Source organism: Kitasatospora sp. NPDC057936 (genome assembly GCF_042887525.1).
Classification (GTDB): domain Bacteria; phylum Actinomycetota; class Actinomycetes; order Streptomycetales; family Streptomycetaceae; genus Kitasatospora.
Genome location: NZ_JBHVPD010000065.1, coordinates 14,700 through 34,669, shown reverse-complemented (window position 1 = coordinate 34,669; position 19,970 = coordinate 14,700). Strand labels below are relative to the sequence as shown.

Here is a 19,970-nt window from a genome sequence, read left to right as displayed (position 1 = left end):
CCAGACTGGGCGCCTACCCGACCGATTCACTCCGAGGAGGGCCCCATGGACGTCACCGTTCGGCTCGCACAGCAGCCCGAGGCCGATGAACTGCTCGGACGCAGCGCGCTCGCCGCGCTCGTCGGCATGCTGCTGGACCAACAGGTGCCCATGGAGTGGGCGTTCACCGGCCCGCTGACCATCGCCCAGCGGCTCGGACGGAACGACCTGGACGCCCACGAGATCGCCACGTACAACCCCGAGGAGTTCGTGGCCCTGCTCTCCGCGAAGCCGGCCGTGCACCGCTACCCGGCCGCGATGGCCAAGCGGGTGCAGCAGCTCTGCCAGTTCCTCGTGGCGCAGTACGACGGCGACGCCGCCGCGCTGTGGAAGGACGCCAGGACGGGCAAGGAGCTGCTGAGCCGGCTCAACGCGCTCCCCGGCTTCGGCAAGCAGAAGTCCCAGATCTTCCTCGCACTGCTCGGCAAGCAGTACGGCGTGCGGCCGGACGGCTGGCGCGAGGCGGCCGGCGCGTACGGCGACGAGGGCGCGCACCGCTCGGTCGCCGACATCACCGGGCCCGAATCGCTCGTCCTGGTACGGGAGTTCAAGCAGGAGGCGAAGCGCGCCGCGAAGGAGGCCAAGGCCACCGCCAAGGCGCGCTGAGCCGCCCGACCGCCCACCGGACCGGCTCAGGCCACCGCCCGACCGCCCACCGGACCGGCTCAGGCCACCGCCCGACCGGCCGCGGTCCGGCGCTCGTCGGCGTCCGCCAGCCAGAAGTACACCGGCGGCAGCCCGAGTTCGAGCGCGGCCAGCGCAGCCTGGAACGCGCCCGGCCAGCCCGTCGCCGCGAGCGACAGCAGCCGCCCGGCGCCTCCGAGCAGGAACACGCCGGCGAGCCACCGGACGGTGCGCGCCGGGATCGTCGCCTGCCGGGCGAGCCGGATCCAGGCGGCGCCGTACCCGGCGAAGATCGCGCCCATGAAGCGGCCCCAGCTGTCGATCGTCGCCCCGGCGTGCTCCTCGCCGGGGAGCACGGCGTTGCCCACCAGTACGTGCGCGAGGCCGATCGCCACGCACGCGATCCCCATCGTCCACACGAGCGCCCGCAGCGCCTTGGCCATGACGCACCCACCCCATGCCTCGGTTGACGCGTGCCGCTTGGTTGACACGTGTCTACTTCCATGAGGCACCCCTTAGTAGACACGTGTCAAGTAGTCTTCACCCGTGCCACCACGCCAACGCCTCTCCCCCGCCGACCGCCGCGCCCAGCTCCTCTCCGTCGGAGCCCGGCTCTTCGCCGCCCGGCCCTACGAGGAGGTGCTGATGGAGGAGGTCGCCGCGCAGGCGGGCGTCTCCCGCGCCCTGCTCTACCGGCACTTCCCGGGCAAGCGGGACCTCTTCGCCGCCGTCTACCAGCAGGCCGCCGACCAGCTGCTGGGCAAGTCCCGCTTCGACCCGGCCGACACGCTCGTCGAGCAACTGGTCGAGGGCATGGACGCGCACCTCGACTACTTCGTCGCCAACCGGCACGCCGTCCTCGCCGCGAACCGCGTGCTGGCCGGCGACCCGGTGATCCAGACGATCATGACCGACGAGCTCGACGCCCTGCGCGCCCGGCTCCTCGGCGTGCTCCCCCTCGCCGACGACGGCACCCGCGCGGCGGTGTCCCAAGTCCTGCGCAGCTGGCTGGTGTTCGTCCAGGTCCTGGTCGTCGACTGGCTCACCGAGGAGACCTGCACCCGCACCGAGCTCCGCGACGCGTGCATCGGCGGCTGCATCGGCGCCCTCCGCCCGCTGCTGCCCGTCGACCCGGCCCCCGACTGGCCGCGCACCGCCGGGGACGTCAGCTGAGCCGCCGATAGGCGTAGCGCCCCCGGATCCGCCGGACGAAGAACCGGCCGTGGCTGTCCGCCGCCATCAACTCGCGGTGCACCCGGGCCGGCACGGCCGCGTACTCGTACACGCGCCCGCCGAGGAACTCCAGCTCCAGCCGCCGCGCCGGGCGGTCGTACCCGACCGAGCGCAGCACCGAGGACTCCACCGCCGTACGGTCCATGACCCGTCCAGTGTGCGCACGAGGGCCCCGGCCGCGCATCGCGACCGGGGCCCTCGTCCGCACGGAACCGTCAGACCAGCTCGGGTTCCCGGGCCCCGACGGCCGCGTCCGACTCCGCACCCGCGGCGACGGCCTTCCGGCGCGGCAGCGCGAACATCAGCAGGAACACCACCACCAGCACCCCCGCGACCCACCACATCGCGTGGACGAAGGCCCCGCTGAACGCGTCCCCCACCGCCGTCGGCGCGACGACGTCGTCCATGGCCCCGAAGAAGGCCACCGACACCAGGCCGAGCCCGAGCGCGTTGCCCACCTGCTGCACGGTGTTGATCAGGCCCGACGCCGATCCGGCGTGCTCGCGCGGCACCTCCGCCAGGATCGCGTCGGTGATCGGCGCGACGATCAGCCCCATCCCGAGGCCCATCACGACCAGCGGCAGCGCCATCTGCCAGGGCGCGATCGCCGTCCCGTAGCGGTGCGCCTCCCAGATGTAGGTGAGCACGCCCGCCGCCATCACCAGCGCGCCGGTCTGCAGCACCCGGCGCCCGAACCGCGGCACCAGCTTCTGCACGGACAGCCCGGCGGCCGTCGAGACCGCGAGCGAGAACGGGATGCCGGTCGAGCCGGCCTTCAGCGGGCTCCAGCCGAGGCCCATCTGCATGTAGAGGGTCCACACCAGGAAGAAGATCCCGCAGACCACGCCGAAGGTGAGCTGCACGCCGATCCCGGCCGCGAAGGACTTCACCCGGAACAGCGAGAGCTCCACCAGGGGCGAGCCGTCCCGCCGGGCCTTGGCCTTCTCGTACACCACGAACAGCGCGAACACCACGAGGCTGCCGGCCATCGACAGGTAGCCCCAGAGCGGCCAGCCGGCCTCCCGCCCGTGCGTCAGCGGGTAGATCAGCATCAGCAGGCCGACGCTCGCGAGGGCCACGCCCACCAGGTCGAGCTTGAGCGCCTTCTCGGCCTTCGACTCGCTGATGAAGCGGCGCCCGGCCAGCAGGCCGGCCAGGCCCACCGGCAGGTTGATCAGGAAGATCGGCCGCCAGGCCAGGCCGAGGAGGTCCCACTCGGTGAGCAGCGCGCCGATCAACGGCCCGGAGACGGCGCCCAGGCCGACCACCGCGCCGAACATGCCGAACACCTTGCCGCGCTCCTCCGCCGGGAAGGTCGCGTGGATGATCGAGAGCACCTGCGGCACCATGAGGGCCGCCGTGCCGCCCTGGAGCACCCGCATCGCGACCAGCATGTCCGGCCCGGTGGCCAGGCCGCACAGCGCGGACGCGAGCGTGAAGCCGCCGATGCCGATCAGGAACAGCCGCTTGCGGCCGTAGATGTCGCCGAGGCGCCCGCCGGTGATCAGGCCGATCGCGAAGGCCAGCGCGTAGCCGCCGGTCACCCACTGGATGGCGCTGAAGGAGGCGCCGGTGTCCTCCTGGATGCTGGGGACGGCGATGTTGACGATCGTCACGTCCACCAGGTCCATGAAGGAGGCGACCATCACGATCGCCAGCGCGATCCACCTCCGCCGGTCGGTGTCCACTGTGCTCATCACACGCTCCTCGTTCGTCTCGCTCGTCGGCACGTGGACGACGGTAGGGGGCATGTAGGCCAGATCCTGTCCCAGTTCTCCGGCATCCTGGACGGCATGACCGACACCCCGGCCCGTCTGCTGAACCTGCTCTCCCTGCTGCAGACCCCGCGCGAGTGGCCCGGCAGCGAGCTCGCCGAGCGGCTCGGCGTCAGCGCCCGGACGATCCGGCGCGACATCGACCGGCTGCGCGACCTCGGCTACCCGGTGCAGGCGACGATGGGCGCGATCGGCGGCTACCGGCTGGTCGCGGGGACGGCGATGCCGCCGCTGCTGCTGGACGACGAGGAGGCGGTCGCCATCGCGGTCGGGCTGCGGGCCGCGGCCGGGCACGCGGTGGTGGGCATCGAGGAGGCGTCCGTCCGGGCCCTGGGCAAGCTGCTCCAGGTACTGCCCGGACGGCTCCGGCACCGGGTGGGCGCGCTCAACACGGCCACCGTGCCGCTGATGACCGGCGACGGCCCGACCGTCGACCCGGACGACCTCACCCTGCTCGCCGGCGCCGTCGCCAACCACGAGCGCCTGCGCTTCGCCTACCGGGCCCGCGACGGCGCCGAGACCCGCCGCAACGTCGAGCCCGAGCGCCTGGTCTCCACCGGCCGCCGCTGGTACCTGGTCGGCTTCGACCTGGACCGGGACGACTGGCGGCTCTTCCGGGTCGACCGGCTCCGCGAGCCCTTCGCCACCGGCGCGCGCTTCACCCCGCGCCCGCTGCCCGCCGAGGACGCCGCCGCGTTCGTGGCCGACAAGCTGCGCCGCCGGAACACGGCGTACCGCATGGTCGCCACCGTGCACCGCCCCGCCGACGAGGTCGACCGCTGGATGCCGTGGACCGGGGAGTACCGGATCGAGCCGATCGACGACCGCACCTGCCGGCTGCACTCCCGGGGCGACTCGCTCAAGTGGCTCGCGTCCGGACTGCTGCTGCTCGACTGCGAGTTCGAGGTGCACGAGCCCCCGGAGCTGATCGCCCACCTGCGCACCCTGGCCGGCCGCGCCACCCGCGCGGCCGACCTGGCCGGTCCTCCCTGAGCCGTCAGACCCCGAACTCGGCGGTGAGCAGCGCCCGGCCGAGGGTGTGGAAGGTGAGGTGGAAGCCGACCTGGGCCGGCGGGGTGTCGGCCGAGACGTCCAGCTTCTCGACGTCGAGCGCGTGCACCGCGAAGACGTAGCGGTGCGGGGCGCCGGGCGGCGGGGCGGCGCCGTCGTACCGGTTGCCCGGGAAGTCGTTGCGCCCGTGGAAGGAGGCCGCGCCCGGCAGGGCGTCGTCCGAGGAGCCCGCGCCGCGCGGCAGTTCGGTGGTGCCGGCGGGCAGGTTCAGCGCGAGCCAGTGCCACCAGCCGGAGCCGGTCGGCGCGTCCGGGTCGTAGCAGGTGACGGCGATGCCGCGGGTGCCCTCCGGCAGGCCCGACCAGGACAGCTGCGGCGAGAGGTTGCCGCCGGCGTGGATGAACTCCCGCGCCAGCGTGCCGCCTTCGGTGAGGTCCGCGCTGGTCAGCGGGAAGGACGGCACCTGCGGCAGGAACTCGTACGGAAGCGGCGGACGGACACTCATGGCGTGCACCTCTCACGGTCGGGATGACACCGGTCACTGTAACGGGGTGCACGTCCGATCCGGTCGCCCCTAAAGTCGACGTCATGGCCTCGAAATTCGCCCGGTTGCTCTCGGACTCCCGCCGCGCGCTGTTCACCATGCTCGGGATCCAGGCCGTCATCTGGTCCGTGCAGGTGCTGAACTGGCTGGACGACTACGACCTGTCCCGGGAGTTCGGTCTGCGCCCGGAACGGATCGGCGACCTGCCCGAGATGTTCACCATGCCGTTCCTGCACTTCAGTTGGGACCACATCGTCTCCAACTCCTGGCCGCTATTCGTGCTCGGCTTCCTGGCCGCCTACCGGGGCATGCGCAAGTTCCTGCTGGCCAGCCTGGTGATCGTGGTCTCCGGCGGGCTCACGGTCTGGCTGCTGGAGAGCCCGAACACCGTGACGGCCGGGGCGAGCGGCATGGTCTACGGCTACCTCGGCTACGTGGTGCTGCGCGGGGTCCTCGACCGCAACGTGCTGGACGCGGTGGTCGGCCTCGGCGTCGCCGCGGTCTACTGGACCATCCTGATCGGCGTGCTGCCGGTCGCCCACGGCGTCAGCTGGCTGGGCCACCTCGGCGGGCTGGCCGGCGGACTGGCCGCCGCCGTCCTGCTCCGCGACCAGGCGGCACCGAAGCCGGCGCCCGCGCCCGCACCCGCCGACTCCCGCTCCGCCCTGCTCAAGGAGCTGGACGACCTGGGCCTCTAGCCCGTCCGGCGCAGCGCCCGACCGGCCAGGTATAGACCAATCCGAACCCCTGCGGCTAGCGTGGACGGCGCCCCCGCCCCCTGCTCCGGAGCCGCACCGTGGAGTCGTCCGTCCTCGCCTTCGCCACCGACCTGCTGGACGAGGGCCCCGACACCTTCTTCGGCAACCTCGCCGACCGTGCCGGGGTCGGCGGCGTCACCCTCGCCTCGGTCTACCACGAGGCCCGGGACGTCTTCCCGCACAACCCGCGCCGGGTGGTCCGCTACCTGGAACCGGGCGCCGCCTACTTCCGCCCCGACCCGGCCCGCTGGCGGGGCCGCCGCCTCGCGCCCGTCCCGTCCACCGCCATCGGCGAGCGCGACCCGTTCTCCGAGGCCGCCGCCGAGGCCCGCCGCCGCGGCCTCGGGCTGCACGCCTGGACGGTGTTCTGCCACAACGACCGGCTCGGCTTCGCCCACCCCGACTGCGCCCCGGCCAACGCCTTCGGCGACCGCCACCTCACCGAGCTGTGCCCGGCGAACCCGGAGGTCCGCGAGTACGCGCACACCCTCGTCGCCGACCTGGCGCGCTACGGCGTGGACGCGGTCCGGGCCGAGTCGCTGCACTTCCACGGCCTGCGCCACGGCTACCACCACGAACGCTATTTCGAGGAGCTCGGTCCCGTCGCCGAGGCGCTGCTCGGCGTCTGCTTCTGCCCGCACTGCCGCACGGCCGCCGCCGGCGCGGGCGTCCCGGCCGACGAGGTCGCCGAGGCCGTGCGCACCGAGCTGCGCCGCCGCCTCGCCGACGAGAGGGCCGCCGCCGAGCCCGGTGCGCTGGACGAGCTCGCGGACGGCGCGTTCGCCGCCTACGTGGACGCCTCCGCCGCGACGGTCACCTCGCTGGCCGCCGAGCTGTCCACGGAGGCCCGTCGCCACGGCATGCGGCTGAGCTTCATGGACGGCGGCGGCCCCGGCAAGGGCTGGCTGTCCGGCATCGACCTGCCCGCGCTCGCCGGGGCCGCGGACCAGATCGAGACGCTCGGCTACGCGAGGACCCCCGAGGCCGTCCGGGAGAAGATCGCCGCCTTCGCCCTGCACGGCGTCCGCCCGCAGGACATGGCGGTGATCCTGCGCCCGATGTCCTCGGACTGCGACGGCCCGGAGAACCTCGCCGCCAAGCTCGCCGTCCTGCGCGAACTCGGCGTCCCCGAGGTCGAGTTCTACAACTACGGCCTGATGCGCCTGTCCTCGCTCGACCGGATCGGCGCCGCGCTCCGCGCGTAGGCCGCACCGGCGGCCCCCACCGGCGGCCCTACCGCCGCCGCTTGGACGTCCCGAACAGGCTGCGCGAGATCTCCTGCCCGAGCTGCTTCCCGGCCGAGCGCGCGAGCGACTTCACCGTCGGGTTGTTCAGCAGCGAGCCGAGCAGCCCGCCCGCCCCGGCCTGCGCGCCGGCCCGCCCCGCCTCCCGCGCCGCGTCGCGCGACGGCTCGGGGACGGGCGCCGGCGCGGGCTCGGCGCGCGCCGCCCGGGCCGCGAGCTTCTCGTACGCCGACTCGCGGTCGATCGCGTCCCGGTAGCGCGCCGTCAGCGGCGAGGCGTCCACGAGCGCCCGGAGCTCGCCCTCGTCGACCGGCCCCATCAGCGACTGCGGCGCCCGCAGCCGGGTCGCGGCGACGGGCGTCGGCGCGCCCTTCTCCGACAGGACGGTCACCACGGCCTCCCCGGTGCCGAGCGAGGTCAGCACCTCGCTCAGGTCGTACGACGAACGGGGGAAGGTGGAGACCGTCGCCTTGAGCGCCTTGGCGTCGTCCGGGGTGAACGCGCGCAGCGCGTGCTGCACCCGGTTGCCGAGCTGGGCGAGGACGTCGGCGGGCACGTCCTTCGGGGTCTGGGTGACGAAGAAGATCCCGACGCCCTTGGAGCGGATCAGCCGCACGGTCTGGGTGATCGCCTCCAGGAAGGCCTTGGACGCGCCCTTGAACAGCAGGTGCGCCTCGTCGAAGAAGAACACCAGCTTGGGCTTGTCGAGGTCGCCGACCTCGGGCAGCTCCTGGTAGAGGTCGGCGAGCAGCCACATCAGGAAGGTGGAGAACAGCCGCGGCCGGTCCTGCACCGCGGGCAGCTCCAGCACCGAGACGACGCCCCGGCCGTCCGCCGCGGTGCGCAGCAGCTCGGCGGTGTCGAACTCGGGCTCGCCGAAGAACGCCCCGGCGCCCTCGTTCTCCAGCACCGTCAGGGCGCGCAGGATCACCCCGGCGGTGGCCGACGAGAGCCCGCCCACGGTCCGCAGCTCCTCCTTGCCCTCGGGGGAGGTGAGGAAGCCGATGACGGCGGTGAGGTCCTTGAGGTCGTACAGCTCCAGGCCGGCCCGGTCGGCGTAGTGGAACACCAGACTGAGCGAGGACTCCTGGGTCTCGTTCAGGTCGAGCACCTTGGACAGCAGCAGCGGCCCGAAGCTGGTGACGGTGGCCCGGACCGGGATACCGGTGCCCTCTCCGCCGAGCGAGAAGAACTCGGCGGGGCAGCCCGTGGCCGTCCACTCCTGACCGACCTCGGCCGCCCGCGCGGCGGTGCGCTCGCTCGGCGCGCCCGGCGCGGACACCCCGGAGACGTCCCCCTTGACGTCGGCGAGGAACACCGGCACGCCCTGGGCCGAGAGCTGTTCGGCGATCAGCTGGAGGGTCTTGGTCTTGCCGGTGCCGGTCGCGCCCGCGACCAGCCCGTGCCGGTTGAGCACGGCGAGCGGGATGCGCACCTGGGCGTCGGGGTAGGCCGTGCCGTCCAGGAGCACCGCGCCGAGGTCGAGGGCGGGCCCGGTGAAGGCGTACCCGTCGGCGATCTCCCGGACGGCCGGCGGGGTGAGGGCGGAGGACATCGGGGCACACTCCTGGGCAGAGCGGGACCGGGCCGCGCCAATGGGGCGGAACCCGGTCGGAAATCGTGGGCGAAGTTCGCGACATTTCCCATCAAACAGCCGCAAACGTCCACCCGCAGTTCACACCCGAGCGCGTGGCGGCGTCGCGGCTGCTGCGCCATCCGCCGTCCGAACGGTAGGCTTTCCGTGTGATCTTCAAGCGCATCGGCAATGGGCGGCCGTACCCGGATCACGGCCGGACCAGCACCCGCCAGTGGGCCGACGTCGCCCCGCGCCCGGTGCGACTCGACCAGTTGGTGACCACCAAGGGCCAGCTCGACCTCGAAACCCTGCTGGCCGAGGATTCGACCTTCTACGGGGACCTCTTCGCCCACGTGGTGAAGTGGCGCGGCGACCTCTACCTGGAGGACGGGCTGCACCGGGCCGTACGGGCCGCGCTGCAGCAGCGCCAGGTGCTGCACGCCCGTGTCCTCGACATGGAGTGACGGGCCCGCCCGCACGCTTCCGGACCGCCCCCTCGCCGCCGAGGCGGAGGGCGGTCCCGTCGTACCCGGGCGCCTCCGCACGCCCCTCTCGTACACCCTTTCGGGTAGCCGGGTACTCCAGATGATGATCGTTTAGTACCTTCGCAGGCAACGGGCACTAATCTGCTGACTACGGCCGCGACCTGGGGAACCGACCCCTCCGGCCGACTCGTCGTCATCCCGAGATCCCGTGTCATCCCGACCCCGCCCCGGCACCGAGGGGGAGACAAACCGTGAGCATGTTGACTCCCCAAGGCCTCAAGGGGAAGCAGTACCGCGTCACCGGCAACGCCTATCCGCGTCTCGGCCGGCCGCCCAAGAAGAGCCGCAAGGTGATCGCCGGGCTCGCGGCGCTGCTCGCGCTGGCCCTCATCGGACTCGGCGGCGTGCAGCTCTACGACATCTTCACCGGCAAGAACAAGCACACCAGCGCGCAGGCCTGCGCCACGCCCTCCGGCAAGGCGCTGGCCGCCCCCACCCCGGGGGCCACGCCGGGCGCACCCGCCGCCTCCGGCGCGCCGGCCGGCGCGCCGGGCGACCCGCACGCGATCCCGCAGCCGGCCACGATCACCGTGAACGTCTACAACGCGACCACGAAGGCCGGCCTCGCCGGACGGACCGCCGACGAGCTGAAGAAGCGCGGCTTCACCATCGGCAAGGTCGGCAACGCCCCGGCCGAGCTGGACAAGAAGGTGCCCGGCACCGCCCAGGTGATCGCCGGCCCGGCCGGCGCCGGCGCGTCCACCCTGCTCAGCTCGCAGATCGCGGGGGCCACCGCCACCGCCGACGCGCGGACCGACGCCAGCGTGGACTTCGTCATCGGCGACAGCTACAACGCCCTCCTGGACGAGACCCAGGCCGCCGCCGCGCTCGCCCTGGCCACCAAGCCCTCCCCCACCCCGACCGCCACCGGCAGCTGCTGAGCGCACGGCGCACTCGGACGCGGAGAGCCCCCCGGCAGTGCGCCGGGGGGCTCTCGGTCGTTCGGGGGATCGTGCGTCAGCCGGCGGTGCCGTAGAGGCGGTCGCCCGCGTCGCCGAGGCCGGGGACGATGTAGCCGTTCTCGTTCAGGCGCTCGTCCAGGGCGGCGGTGACCACGGTGACCGGCAGGTCCGCCAGCTCCCGCTTCATCACCTCGACGCCCTCCGGCGCGGCCAGCAGGACCACGGCGGTGACGTCGGTGGCGCCGCGCTCGATCAGCATCCTGATCGCCGCGACCAGGGTGCCGCCGGTGGCCAGCATCGGGTCGAGCACGTAGACCTGGCGGCCGGAGAGGTCGTCCGGCATCCGGGTGGCGTAGGTGGAGGCCTCCAGGGTCTCCTCGTTGCGGACCATGCCGAGGAAGCCGACCTCGGCGGTCGGCAGCAGGCGGGTCATCCCGTCCAGCATGCCGAGGCCGGCGCGCAGGATCGGGACCACCAGCGGACGGGGGTAGCTGAGGCGGGTGCCGGTGGTGACCGCCACCGGCGTGGTGACCTCCACCTCGTCGGTGCGGACGTCCCGGGTGGCCTCGTACGCGAGGAGGGTCACCAGCTCGTCGGTCAGGCGACGGAAGGTCGGCGAGTCGGTGCGCTCGTCGCGCAGGGTGGAGAGCTTGTGGGCGACCAGGGGGTGGTCGACGACGTGGAGACGCATGTACCGAGGTTAGCCCGGCCCTGGACGCCTGTACGACACGCCGCGGGCCCGCGGCGCGCGGCGGGGCTCACTCTGCCGTGACACGCCGTGACGCACGGCGAATGTCAGGACGGAACCGGTCGCCGTGGTATCAACCGGGCCGTTCTGGGAATGTCACGTCTTATGACGAGCAACCCGAAGGCCGGGGACGGCTCGGCGGAGGAGCCCAGGGGCCCCTCGGGCGGCCGCGCGGGCCCGCCCGCGAGCCCCCAGGAGACCGAGGCGGAGCGCCGCAAGCGGCGGGCCGTCTTCCTCCGCGAGCTCACCGAGGCGCGCGAGCTGCGGGAGCGGGTCCAGCCCAGGCGGACCAAGGAGCGCCGGATGCGCGAAGCGATGCGGATGCGAACCTTCCGGATCTGAGGCGGTTCCGGAGGGCCCGGGTCCGCCGTTCGGCCGTCCCCGGACGGTCGGGGCGGCGCGCGGCCGGCCGCCGGCCGACGCTTCCGACACGACCTGCAAAGACGCGCTGCCGAACACCCCCCGCGAGGGCGGGCTTTCTGTCACGATTCCGATGGGACGGTCCGAACAGCGGACCGCCTCTGGCGCGGGGGCGGCCAGATGTTCGCGTCGCCCGTGCGCGCCGACAGCCGAGACCGATGATCTTGGGAGTGTCCCTGGTGGCGTATTTCGCTGCAGTGCTTGCTCGCTCCGAGGACGGGTGGGACGTGAGCGAGACGGAGCTCGACGACGTCGAAACCCTGGCCGATCTGGCCGACCTGGCCCGCGACGCCGCGCAGGACGACGACAGCGTCCTGATCTTCATCGAACAGGAGGACGCCTGGTTCGCCATCGTCCGGGTGGACGGTGAGGAGGACCCGCGGATCTTCGTGTCGGACGGCGCCGCCGCCGCCCGCAGCTCGTACGGCTCGGTCCTCACCGACGAGCTGGTCGACCAGGCCGGCGAGAGCGAGTTCGGCGACCTCGACCACCTGGTCGTGGAGCTGGAGGACAGCGAGGAGGCGGAGGAGGCCGACGAGGCCGCCGACGACGCGGCCCCGCACGGCGGCGTCCCGGTCGGCCCGCTCGGCGACTCCCACCTGCTGACCGAGTTCGGCCTGCCCTCCGAGGAGCTGCTCGCCCTCAGCGGCGAGGGCGCCGTGCCGGGCGACGCCCTGGAGGAGATCGCCGAGGCCCTCGGCTGCGGCGAGGTCCTGGAAGCGGTCCGGTAGCGGGCAGCGGGCCGACCGGTGTCCGCCGCCGGATGCCCGACACTGGATGCCATGCAGTCCGCCACCCCCGCAGCCCTCCCGATCACCCCGCTGCCCGCCCCCGTCCGCCCCGACCCGGTCCGTGACCGCTGGGCGGCGCCGATGCGCCTCGCGATGGCCGAGGCCGCCCTGGCGCCGGCCACCGGCGACGTCCCGGTCGGGGCGCTCGTCCTGGGCCCGGACGGCGAGGTGATCGGGCGCGGCCACAACGAGCGCGAGGCGGTCGGCGACCCGACCGCGCACGCCGAGGTGGTCGCGATCCGCCAGGCGGCGGACAAGGTCGGGCAATGGCGGCTCGGTGGCTGCACGCTGGTCGTCACGCTGGAGCCCTGCACGATGTGCGCCGGCGCGATCGTGCTGTCCCGGATCGACCGGGTGGTCTACGGCGCCCTGGACGAGAAGGCCGGCGCTGCCGGCTCGCTCTTCGACGTGATGCGCGACCGGCGGCTCAACCACCGCCCCGAGGTGATCTGGGGCGTCCTCGCCGACGAGTGCGGCGAGCAGTTGCGCGCGTTCTTCGGCGACCACCGCGAAACCCCCCGCTGAAGGTCCGCCGGGATACGGATTTCGTGACCGCCGCACCCGTCCGGTAGAGTTCCTCTCGGTAGCGTGTCCGAGCGGCCAAAGGAGCACGCCTCGAAAGCGTGTGTGGGGGCAACTCCACCGTGGGTTCGAATCCCACCGCTACCGCCAGAAAGCCCGAGGGCCCGTCCGATCCGGACGGGCCCTCGGCGTTTCCGCGCACCCTCGTGACGCGGAAAGGGCTCCGCACCCGGGGCCGATGACCACCAACGCCCTTGTCGAGTACGGAGCCTGGAGGGGGGAGCGGTTCGGGGGGACCAACCGCTCCCCCGACGGAGTCCCACAACCGGTGCCGCGGTCGGGGGAGGAGCCGCGGTACCGGTCCCACAGCGGGGAGCTCCGGATCCACGCACCGGGAATTCCTGCCAGATCCCCGGTACGCCATCCATCCTGCCGCCCGGTACGCCCGTGGGCACCCGGAGAAAGACCCCACTCGCGGGGACCTTCGTCCCGCCGGGCGAACGCGTCGCACACTTGATAGCCCGTCCGGTGGATAAGCTGCCCCTGCAGGGCCGCTCGGGGACCCGGATGACGGCGGCCCACGGCTGGGAGGAAGGTCACCCGATGGCGCAGGCGAAGAAGATCGGCATGGTCCTCCTGCTCGTCTTCGTCCTCTACTCGATCATCACCTCGCCGGCCCGCTCGGCCGAGCTCGTCCAGTCGGGCTTCGAGGGCATCTCGAACGCCGCCAAGGCCGTCGGCACCTTCATGACCGGGCTGATCAAGTGACCGCCCCGGGCGGGTGACCGCCCCGGGCGCCGGACGGGCCCGACCAGGGGGCGGACGGCCGCGGAGGCGCCGCTGCACACCGGCTACGGTGGGCGGGACCCTCTGTACCCCCGTCCGCGAGGAGCGGCATCGTGATCCGGCACCTGGTCCTGTTCAAGCTCAACGAAGGCGTCAGCAAGGACGACGAGCGCGCGCTCGCGGGCGCCGAGGCGTTCGCCGGGCTCGGCTCGGTGATCCCCGAGCTGCGCGAGTGGGAGTGCGCCTGGAACACCACCGAGCGCGACATCGCGTACGACTACGCGATCAACAGCCTGGTCGAGGACCGCGACGCGCTCCAGGCCTACCTGACCCACCCGGCCCACCAGGCCGCGGCCGGCCAGTGGCGCGAGTTCGCCACCTGGGTGATCGCTGACATCGAGGTCTGATACCACCATCCGCCCGGGGCGCTTCCCCCGGACGGATCGCGGCGCCCCGCCCGGGCCTCGGGCGGGGCGCCGCGGTCCGTCCGGGAACGATCCTTGCGGCGCCTCCCCGATCGGCCCCGTGCAGGCCCGGCACCGCACCAACACACCTCCACCGGGTGCTTGCCCGACCTGCGCCCGCCTTGTGATGCTATGACCGGTTTTGCCGGACATGGCGAGGTGAAGAACCAGCCACGACACCCGCTCCGCAGGGCCCGCCGTAGTCGACTTTGGGAGGGGTGACGTGTCCGTGGACGAGGCGCTCGCGGGGATCATCAGTCCGGCCGGCGAGCTCCGGCCGGACGGCCTGCGCGGCCCCGGCGGACGCCCGGTGGTCGACGTCCGGACGCTGACCCGGGTGCTGTTCGAGCGCCTGGCCGAGCTCCCCCCCGACGCGCCCGAGCGCGAGCGGGTGCGCGCCGCGCTCATCGAGGTGAACATCCCGCTGGTGCGCTACGCGGCCACCCGCTTCCGCAGCCGCAGCGAGCCCATGGAGGACGTCGTCCAGGTCGGCACCATCGGCCTGATCAACGCGATCGACCGGTTCGACCCCACCCGGGGCGTCCAGTTCCCCACCTACGCGCTGCCCACCATCCTCGGCGAGATCAAGCGCTACTTCCGGGACAACGTCCGCACGATGCACGTCCCGCGCCGGCTCCAGGAGCTGTGGGTGCAGGTCAGCGGCGCCATGGAGGAGCTGACGGTGCTGCACGGACGGGCCCCCAAGGTGCCCGAGATCGCCGCGAGCCTGCGCATCCCCGAGGAGGACGTCCGGGCCTGCCTGGACGCCGGGCGGGCCTACAACGCGGCGTCCCTGGAGGCGGCCCAGGAGCACGAGGGCGGGCTCGCCCTGCTGGACCGCCTCGGCTACGAGGACTCCGCGCTCGCCGAGGTCGAGCACCGGGACGTGGTCCGCCACCTGCTGGTCCAGCTGCCCGAGCGGGAGCGGCGGATCGTCATGCTGCGGTTCTTCGCCAACCTGACCCAGTCCCAGATCAGCACCGAGCTCGGGATGTCGCAGATGCACGTCTCCCGGCTGCTCTCGCGGATCCTGACGAGGCTTCGCACCGGCAACTCCTGGGAAGAGTGACATCGCTCCGCGTTACCGCCGCGTGACATCTTGCGACGATCGGGTTTGCCGGGGATCGTGTGCCGGTATGGAGGGGGAGGGCCGTCGCCGGGAACATCCGCGCGTCGGCGCCCGTTCAACCGTCAGTCACAAGGGGGTGGGCGCATGTCCGGAGAGCTGGGCACTGCGGAGATCCACGCTGGTCAGGCCAACGGCACCGCGGTCGCCGAGGAGCGCATCCCGCTGCAGCGGGGGCCGTCCACCGCACCGCCCGTCCCCGACACGCCCCCCGCGGCGTCAGCCGGCGCCGGGCTGGACACCCGCACGCTCTCCCGCTCGCTCTTCCTGCGGCTGGCCGCCGTGGAGCCCGGCAGCGCGGAGCACGCCTACGTCCGCGACACCCTGATCGAGCTCAACCTGCCGCTGGTCCGCTACGCCTCGGCGCGCTTCCGCAGCCGCAACGAGCCGATGGAGGACATCGTCCAGGTCGGCACGATCGGGCTGATCAAGGCGATCGACCGGTTCGACCCGGAGCGCGGGGTGGAGTTCCCCACCTTCGCGATGCCCACGGTGGTCGGCGAGATCAAGCGCTTCTTCCGGGACACCAGCTGGTCCGTCCGGGTGCCGCGGCGCCTCCAGGAGCTGCGGCTCGCCCTCACCAAGGCCGGCGACGAACTGGCCCAGCGGCTGGACCGCTCCCCCACCGTGCCCGAGCTGGCCGCCTGCCTCGGCGTCAGCGAGGAGGACGTGGTCGAGGGACTCGCGGTCGGCAACGCGTACACCGCGAGCTCGCTCGACTCCAGCCCGAGCGAGGAGGACGGCGACGGGCCGCTGGCCGAGCGGCTCGGCTACGAGGACCTCGCGCTGGAGGGCGTCGAGTACCGGGAGTCGCTCAAGCCGCTGCTGGCCAAGCTGCCGCCGCGCGAGCGCCGGATCATCATGCTGCGCTTCTTCGGGAACCTGACCCAGTCGCAGATCGGCGAGGAGATCGGGATCTCCCAGATGCACGTCTCCCGGCTGCTCACCAAGACCCTCACCCAGCTCCGGGAGGGGCTCATCAGCGAGGGCTGACGAGCGCGGCGGGGCTCAGCCCGCCGCGCCGTCCAGCAGGTTGTCGCGGAGCCCGGCCAGCACGCCGTCGTCCAGGCCGAGGCCGTCGTGCCAGAACGCCCCGAAGCCGGACCAGCCGGCCTCGATCTCCTCGAAGGCCGCCGTCAGGTAGGCGGCGTCGGCCCGGAACACCGGCAGCAGCAGCCGCGGCTCGTGCATCAGGCCCCGGGTGCCGAAGTCGTCCATCACCCGCGCGACGACCGGCGCCGCGCGCTCGTTGGTCAGCAGGTAGTCCGCGACGACGGCCTCGCGGTCGACGCCCAGGGCGGTCAGCAGCAGCGCCGAGACCCAGCCGGTGCGGTCCTTGCCGGCCGTGCAGTGGAACAGCAGCGGCGGGCCGTCCGGGGCGGCCAGCAGGCGCAGCACGTCCGCGAACCGTTCGCGTGCGAGCCGGTCGGTGACGAACCAGCGGTAGAGCCCGGTCATCATCGCGGCGGCGCGGCCGTCGCCGAGCAGCGCGCGCTGCCTCGCCGGGCTGCGGTCGGCCAGGGCGTCGCGCAGCGTCACGTAGATGTCGAAATCGGGCGCGAACACCGGGAGATGGTGCAGGGTCACGCCGTCCTCGGCGTCCGGTTCGACGGTCAGCGCGGTGCCCGCGGGGAGGTCGCGGGCGAGCTCGGGGACGGGGAGTCCGGGGACGCGGTCGGGGCCGGCCTCGCGGACCTCGTCGAGGCTGCGGAGGTCGACCACGCGGCGCAGCCCGAGGGCCCGGAGCGCGTTCAGGTCATCCTCGGTGACGTGGTTCAGGCCATCGCTGCGCAGGACCGTCCCGGGGCGAAGGACCCTTCCGTCGGCCGTCCGGCAGCCCCCCAGATCGCGGGCATTGACCGCGCCGCGCAGACCGAGACTGCGCCCGACCTGGGGCATTCCGTTCCACTTGGACACCGCATTCCGGACGCCGCCGAATCCCCCGGCCTCGGTCTGCTGATCGGCCATGCGGGCGCCTCCATTGCATATTCGGACTGTCACATGGCACAGCGGTGCCCGATATTGCATGAACCTGCCCAATGCGGCGGCGAGATGTGCGAGAGTGTCATGCGCAACGACCCCAGTGTAGGTGTCCGCCGGGCCCCACCACCTCGCCCGAGCGGTAACAACGCTTGGTAACGACGCGTAGCACTCAGGTTCCGGTTTTTCATTTTCAATTCATCATTTGCATGGCCGATGCTGTTCCGGTCACAATCAGCGCCTTCATGGCTTCGCCATGAACGTTGGTAACAGGTTTGCTGCACTCTCGCCCAATTGGTCCCTCGCGGAGCCGACCCTCGACCAGGATGGGCGCCGGGCAGTCCTGCTGCCCGCGAACAGCTACAGGGCAGGCGACCGCCGAGCAGCGATGCGCCTGTCCCAAGGGGAGGATCACCATGGGTCGAGCGACCCGAAGAGTTGCCGCCTGCGCGGCGGCAGTTCTGCTGGCCAGCGGCCTGCAGATCACCCTGGCCCACGGCGACACCACGACGCCGAGGATCGACCTCACCGTCCTCGTCATCGACGACGGCGGTCCCTCCGTCGCGGCCATCACGGCCGAACTGAAGAGCCAGGGCACCCCGTACAAGGTCGTCACCCTCAGCGACCCCAACCGCCCCGTCATCAACGCCGCTTTCCTGAGCGACACGATCAACGGGCTGCCGCGGGGCAAGTACCAGGGCATCGTGATGCCCAACGAAAACCCCTTCGCCAACTCGCCGGCCGAGATGACGGCGATCGCGACGTACGAGGCGGCATTCAACGTCCGCCAGATCGACGCGTACACGTTCGCCAGCCCGGCGGTCGGTCTGAACTGGGCCCAAAATCCCGGTTACATTGGCACCTTGGACGGTTTCCAGGCCGCCACCACCACCGCCGGCACTTCGGGCCCGTTCGGCTACCTGAAGGGCGCCGTGCCCTTCGAGGACAACGACCCGAACGTCAGCGAGAGCTACGGGTACCTCGCCACCCCCCTGGCGAGCCTCCCGGCCGGCGCCTCGTTCACCCCGCTCGTCGACGCCCCGATCCCGGGCGCCTCCTCGCGCGGCTCGCTGGTCGGTGAGTACACCCACGACGGCCGCAAGGAACTGGTCGTCACGTTCGTCTACAACCAGTACCAGCAGCAGTACCGCCTGCTGGCGCGCGGCATGGTCGACTGGATCACCCAGGGCGTCCACCTCGGGTACGACCGCAACTACTTCGCGGCCCACATCGACGACGTCTTCCTGGCGGACGACCGCTGGTCGACCACCCTGAAGTGCACCCCCGGCGACGTGACCTGCCCGCCCGGCACCCCGGACACCGGCACCCCGATCCGGATGAGCCCCGCCGACGCGCAGTACGCCAAGCAGTGGATGACCACGAACAACTTCACGCTGGACCTGCTGTACAACGGCGGCGGCAGCGAGGACTGGAAGGCCGACCACAGCACCACGGTCGACCCGACGGCGCAGCAGCTGATCGCCGACCAGAACAGCTACCGCTGGGTCAACCACACCTACAGCCACCCGTACCTGGGCTGCGTCCAGGACGTCACCGTGGTGCCGTGGCGCTGCACCAAGGACGCCACCGGCAACACCGTCTGGGTCGACCAGAACACCATCCAGACCCAGGTCAAGAACAACTTCGACTGGGCCACCAAGAACGGCCTCACCAAGGTCGACCCGCAGGTCCTCGTCACCGGCGAGCACTCCGGGCTGCTGACCGCCCCGCAGGAGACCAGCGACAACCCGAACCTGGCGCCGGCGCTGGCCGCCAACGGCATCAAGTTCACCGGCAGCGACGCCTCCCGCGAGTCCGGCCAGCGGGCCGTCGGCCCCTCCACGCTGACGGTGCCGCGCTACCCGATGAACGTCTTCTACAACGCCGGCTCGGCGGTGGAGGAGACCGACGAGTACAACTGGATCTACACCAGCAAGGCCAACGGCGGCAGCGGGATCTGCGAGAACAACCCCAGCTCCACCTGCCTGCCCAAGCCGCTGGACGTCAACACCGGCTTCCAGTCGTACATCGTGCCGCTCGAGGCGCGGATCGACCTCGGCCACATCATGAGCAACGACCCGCGGCCGCACTACATCCACCAGTCGAACCTCTCCGAGGGCCGGATCATCTACCCGGTGCTGGAGAAGATCCTCGGCAACTACCGCGCGCTCTACGCCGACAGCGCCCCCGTCGTGAACCTCGGCGAGCGCGAGATCGGCCAGGAGTTCCAGAAGCGCGGGGCCTGGAGCGCGGCCGTCGCCGCCGGCCAGGTGACCGCGTACAAGATCGGCAACAACGTCACCGTCTCCGCGCCGGCCGGCGTTCAGATCGAGGCCACCATGCCGACGGGAACTACTCAGAAGCTGGCCATCGGTTCGACCGCTTTCGGTTCCGCCTACGCCGGTACGCTTTCCGGCTGGGTGGCGCCGGGCGCGCTGCAGAGCTCCGTCACGCTGCAGCTGTCCTCGGGTGCCACTCCGGCGGCCCCGGCCGCCGTCGCGCCGAGCGTCGCGGCCAAGTCCGTCCCGGCCCCGGCCCCGGCCGACAAGAAGGTGGTTCCCCAGGGCGTCGCCACCCCGGTCCCCGCCGGCCCCAGCGACACCACCCGCACCAAGGCTCCGGTCCTGGTCCCGGGCAGCGGAACCCCGGTGCCCGGCAAGGGCGTCCAGCAGAACGGCAACGGCGGCGCAGCCGGTGTCGTGAAGAGCTCCGTGGCCTCCGGGGGGACGGCCGGGCTCAACAAGAAGCAGGCCGGCAAGCCCGGCTCCCGGTAACACGCAAGACCCGATGGTGGGGCCGGCGCCGGCGAACCCGGCCCGGCCCTGCCACGGCTCACGTTCCGGCCACCCAGGCCGGACACCCGACGCAAGAACAGGAGGGGG

Annotated in this window: 22 protein-coding genes and 1 tRNA gene; 16 read left to right on the top strand and 7 right to left on the bottom strand. The window is 72.4% G+C overall.

Going from position 1 to position 19,970, the window contains the following annotated elements:
- The first annotated feature begins 45 nt into the window (after positions 1 to 45).
- Entirely contained in the window at positions 46 to 645 is a 600-nt protein-coding gene (locus ACFVU9_RS29115) for an HhH-GPD-type base excision DNA repair protein (RefSeq protein WP_380444552.1), read from the top strand.
- Positions 646 to 704: 59 nt separating this feature from the next.
- Here the strand turns inward: ACFVU9_RS29115 and ACFVU9_RS29110 are convergent, their stop codons facing one another.
- On the bottom strand, positions 705 to 1,106 hold the full coding sequence (locus tag ACFVU9_RS29110) for a DUF4345 domain-containing protein (protein WP_387598375.1): 402 nt from the start codon (positions 1,104 to 1,106) through the stop codon (positions 705 to 707).
- Between the two features lie 103 nt (positions 1,107 to 1,209).
- On the opposite strand from ACFVU9_RS29110, the gene ACFVU9_RS29105 reads away from it, so the two are divergent.
- Positions 1,210 to 1,836: a TetR/AcrR family transcriptional regulator gene (locus tag ACFVU9_RS29105; protein WP_380444556.1), complete on the top strand. Its 627-nt coding sequence runs from the start codon at positions 1,210 to 1,212 to the stop codon at positions 1,834 to 1,836.
- On the opposite strand, the gene ACFVU9_RS29100 is transcribed toward ACFVU9_RS29105, so the two are convergent.
- Both ACFVU9_RS29100 and ACFVU9_RS29095 read right to left on the bottom strand, forming a co-directional pair.
- Positions 1,829 to 2,041 (bottom strand): KTSC domain-containing protein, encoded by a 213-nt coding sequence (locus tag ACFVU9_RS29100; protein ID WP_380444558.1) that lies wholly within the window; start codon positions 2,039 to 2,041, stop codon positions 1,829 to 1,831. The genes ACFVU9_RS29105 and ACFVU9_RS29100 overlap by 8 nt on opposite strands.
- A gap of 70 nt (positions 2,042 to 2,111) precedes the next feature.
- A complete protein-coding gene (locus ACFVU9_RS29095) occupies positions 2,112 to 3,593 on the bottom strand; it encodes an MFS transporter (RefSeq protein WP_380444559.1) in 1,482 nt (493 codons plus the stop codon).
- Between the two features lie 96 nt (positions 3,594 to 3,689).
- On the opposite strand from ACFVU9_RS29095, the gene ACFVU9_RS29090 reads away from it, so the two are divergent.
- On the top strand, positions 3,690 to 4,664 hold the full coding sequence (locus tag ACFVU9_RS29090; protein ID WP_380444584.1) for a helix-turn-helix transcriptional regulator: 975 nt from the start codon (positions 3,690 to 3,692) through the stop codon (positions 4,662 to 4,664).
- A gap of 4 nt (positions 4,665 to 4,668) precedes the next feature.
- On the opposite strand, the gene ACFVU9_RS29085 is transcribed toward ACFVU9_RS29090, so the two are convergent.
- Entirely contained in the window at positions 4,669 to 5,187 is a 519-nt protein-coding gene (locus ACFVU9_RS29085) for a YbhB/YbcL family Raf kinase inhibitor-like protein (protein ID WP_380444561.1), read from the bottom strand.
- Between the two features lie 83 nt (positions 5,188 to 5,270).
- On the opposite strand from ACFVU9_RS29085, the gene ACFVU9_RS29080 reads away from it, so the two are divergent.
- Entirely contained in the window at positions 5,271 to 5,924 is a 654-nt protein-coding gene (locus tag ACFVU9_RS29080; protein WP_387598369.1) for a rhomboid family intramembrane serine protease, read from the top strand.
- Positions 5,925 to 6,022: 98 nt separating this feature from the next.
- Positions 6,023 to 7,189, top strand: a complete 1,167-nt coding sequence (locus ACFVU9_RS29075) for a hypothetical protein (RefSeq protein WP_387598366.1) — start codon at positions 6,023 to 6,025, stop codon at positions 7,187 to 7,189.
- A 28-nt stretch (positions 7,190 to 7,217) separates the two neighbouring features.
- Here ACFVU9_RS29075 and ACFVU9_RS29070 read toward each other — a convergent pair whose 3' ends face one another.
- Positions 7,218 to 8,783, bottom strand: coding sequence for a helicase HerA-like domain-containing protein (locus ACFVU9_RS29070; RefSeq protein WP_380444565.1), 1,566 nt, complete (start codon positions 8,781 to 8,783; stop codon positions 7,218 to 7,220).
- A gap of 188 nt (positions 8,784 to 8,971) precedes the next feature.
- Between ACFVU9_RS29070 and ACFVU9_RS29065 the strand changes: the two genes are divergently transcribed.
- Positions 8,972 to 9,268, top strand: a complete 297-nt coding sequence (locus ACFVU9_RS29065) for a type II toxin-antitoxin system VapB family antitoxin (protein ID WP_329927244.1) — start codon at positions 8,972 to 8,974, stop codon at positions 9,266 to 9,268.
- A gap of 278 nt (positions 9,269 to 9,546) precedes the next feature.
- The gene (locus ACFVU9_RS29060; protein WP_380444585.1) at positions 9,547 to 10,230 is read left to right on the top strand and encodes a LytR C-terminal domain-containing protein; all 684 of its coding nucleotides are present in this window, start codon (positions 9,547 to 9,549) and stop codon (positions 10,228 to 10,230) included.
- A 76-nt stretch (positions 10,231 to 10,306) separates the two neighbouring features.
- On the opposite strand, the gene upp is transcribed toward ACFVU9_RS29060, so the two are convergent.
- A complete protein-coding gene (upp, locus tag ACFVU9_RS29055) occupies positions 10,307 to 10,942 on the bottom strand; it encodes a uracil phosphoribosyltransferase (protein WP_380444567.1) in 636 nt (211 codons plus the stop codon).
- 162 nt (positions 10,943 to 11,104) lie between these two features.
- Here upp and ACFVU9_RS29050 point away from each other — a divergent pair, with 162 nt between their 5' ends.
- From ACFVU9_RS29050 to ACFVU9_RS29015, 8 genes are all read left to right on the top strand, one after another.
- The gene (locus ACFVU9_RS29050; RefSeq protein ID WP_380444569.1) at positions 11,105 to 11,341 is read left to right on the top strand and encodes a hypothetical protein; all 237 of its coding nucleotides are present in this window, start codon (positions 11,105 to 11,107) and stop codon (positions 11,339 to 11,341) included.
- 236 nt (positions 11,342 to 11,577) lie between these two features.
- The gene (locus tag ACFVU9_RS29045; RefSeq protein WP_380444570.1) at positions 11,578 to 12,150 is read left to right on the top strand and encodes a tRNA adenosine deaminase-associated protein; all 573 of its coding nucleotides are present in this window, start codon (positions 11,578 to 11,580) and stop codon (positions 12,148 to 12,150) included.
- A gap of 51 nt (positions 12,151 to 12,201) precedes the next feature.
- The gene (gene tadA, locus ACFVU9_RS29040; RefSeq protein WP_380444572.1) at positions 12,202 to 12,735 is read left to right on the top strand and encodes a tRNA adenosine(34) deaminase TadA; all 534 of its coding nucleotides are present in this window, start codon (positions 12,202 to 12,204) and stop codon (positions 12,733 to 12,735) included.
- 57 nt (positions 12,736 to 12,792) lie between these two features.
- Positions 12,793 to 12,882: transfer RNA gene (locus tag ACFVU9_RS29035), tRNA-Ser, on the top strand.
- A 378-nt stretch (positions 12,883 to 13,260) separates the two neighbouring features.
- Entirely contained in the window at positions 13,261 to 13,500 is a 240-nt protein-coding gene (locus ACFVU9_RS29030) for a hypothetical protein (RefSeq protein ID WP_380444587.1), read from the top strand.
- A 131-nt stretch (positions 13,501 to 13,631) separates the two neighbouring features.
- Positions 13,632 to 13,925, top strand: coding sequence for a Dabb family protein (locus ACFVU9_RS29025; RefSeq protein ID WP_380444574.1), 294 nt, complete (start codon positions 13,632 to 13,634; stop codon positions 13,923 to 13,925).
- 286 nt (positions 13,926 to 14,211) lie between these two features.
- Positions 14,212 to 15,051: an RNA polymerase sigma factor SigF gene (locus tag ACFVU9_RS29020; protein ID WP_380444586.1), complete on the top strand. Its 840-nt coding sequence runs from the start codon at positions 14,212 to 14,214 to the stop codon at positions 15,049 to 15,051.
- A gap of 144 nt (positions 15,052 to 15,195) precedes the next feature.
- Positions 15,196 to 16,101 carry an RNA polymerase sigma factor SigF gene (locus tag ACFVU9_RS29015; protein WP_380494637.1) on the top strand — a complete coding sequence of 302 codons (906 nt, stop codon included), beginning with the start codon at positions 15,196 to 15,198 and terminating at the stop codon, positions 16,099 to 16,101.
- A gap of 15 nt (positions 16,102 to 16,116) precedes the next feature.
- On the opposite strand, the gene ACFVU9_RS29010 is transcribed toward ACFVU9_RS29015, so the two are convergent.
- On the bottom strand, positions 16,117 to 17,076 hold the full coding sequence (locus ACFVU9_RS29010; RefSeq protein ID WP_387598359.1) for a tyrosine-protein phosphatase: 960 nt from the start codon (positions 17,074 to 17,076) through the stop codon (positions 16,117 to 16,119).
- Between the two features lie 428 nt (positions 17,077 to 17,504).
- On the opposite strand from ACFVU9_RS29010, the gene ACFVU9_RS29005 reads away from it, so the two are divergent.
- Positions 17,505 to 19,862, top strand: a complete 2,358-nt coding sequence (locus ACFVU9_RS29005) for a hypothetical protein (RefSeq protein ID WP_387598357.1) — start codon at positions 17,505 to 17,507, stop codon at positions 19,860 to 19,862.
- Positions 19,863 to 19,970 lie beyond the last annotated feature (108 nt).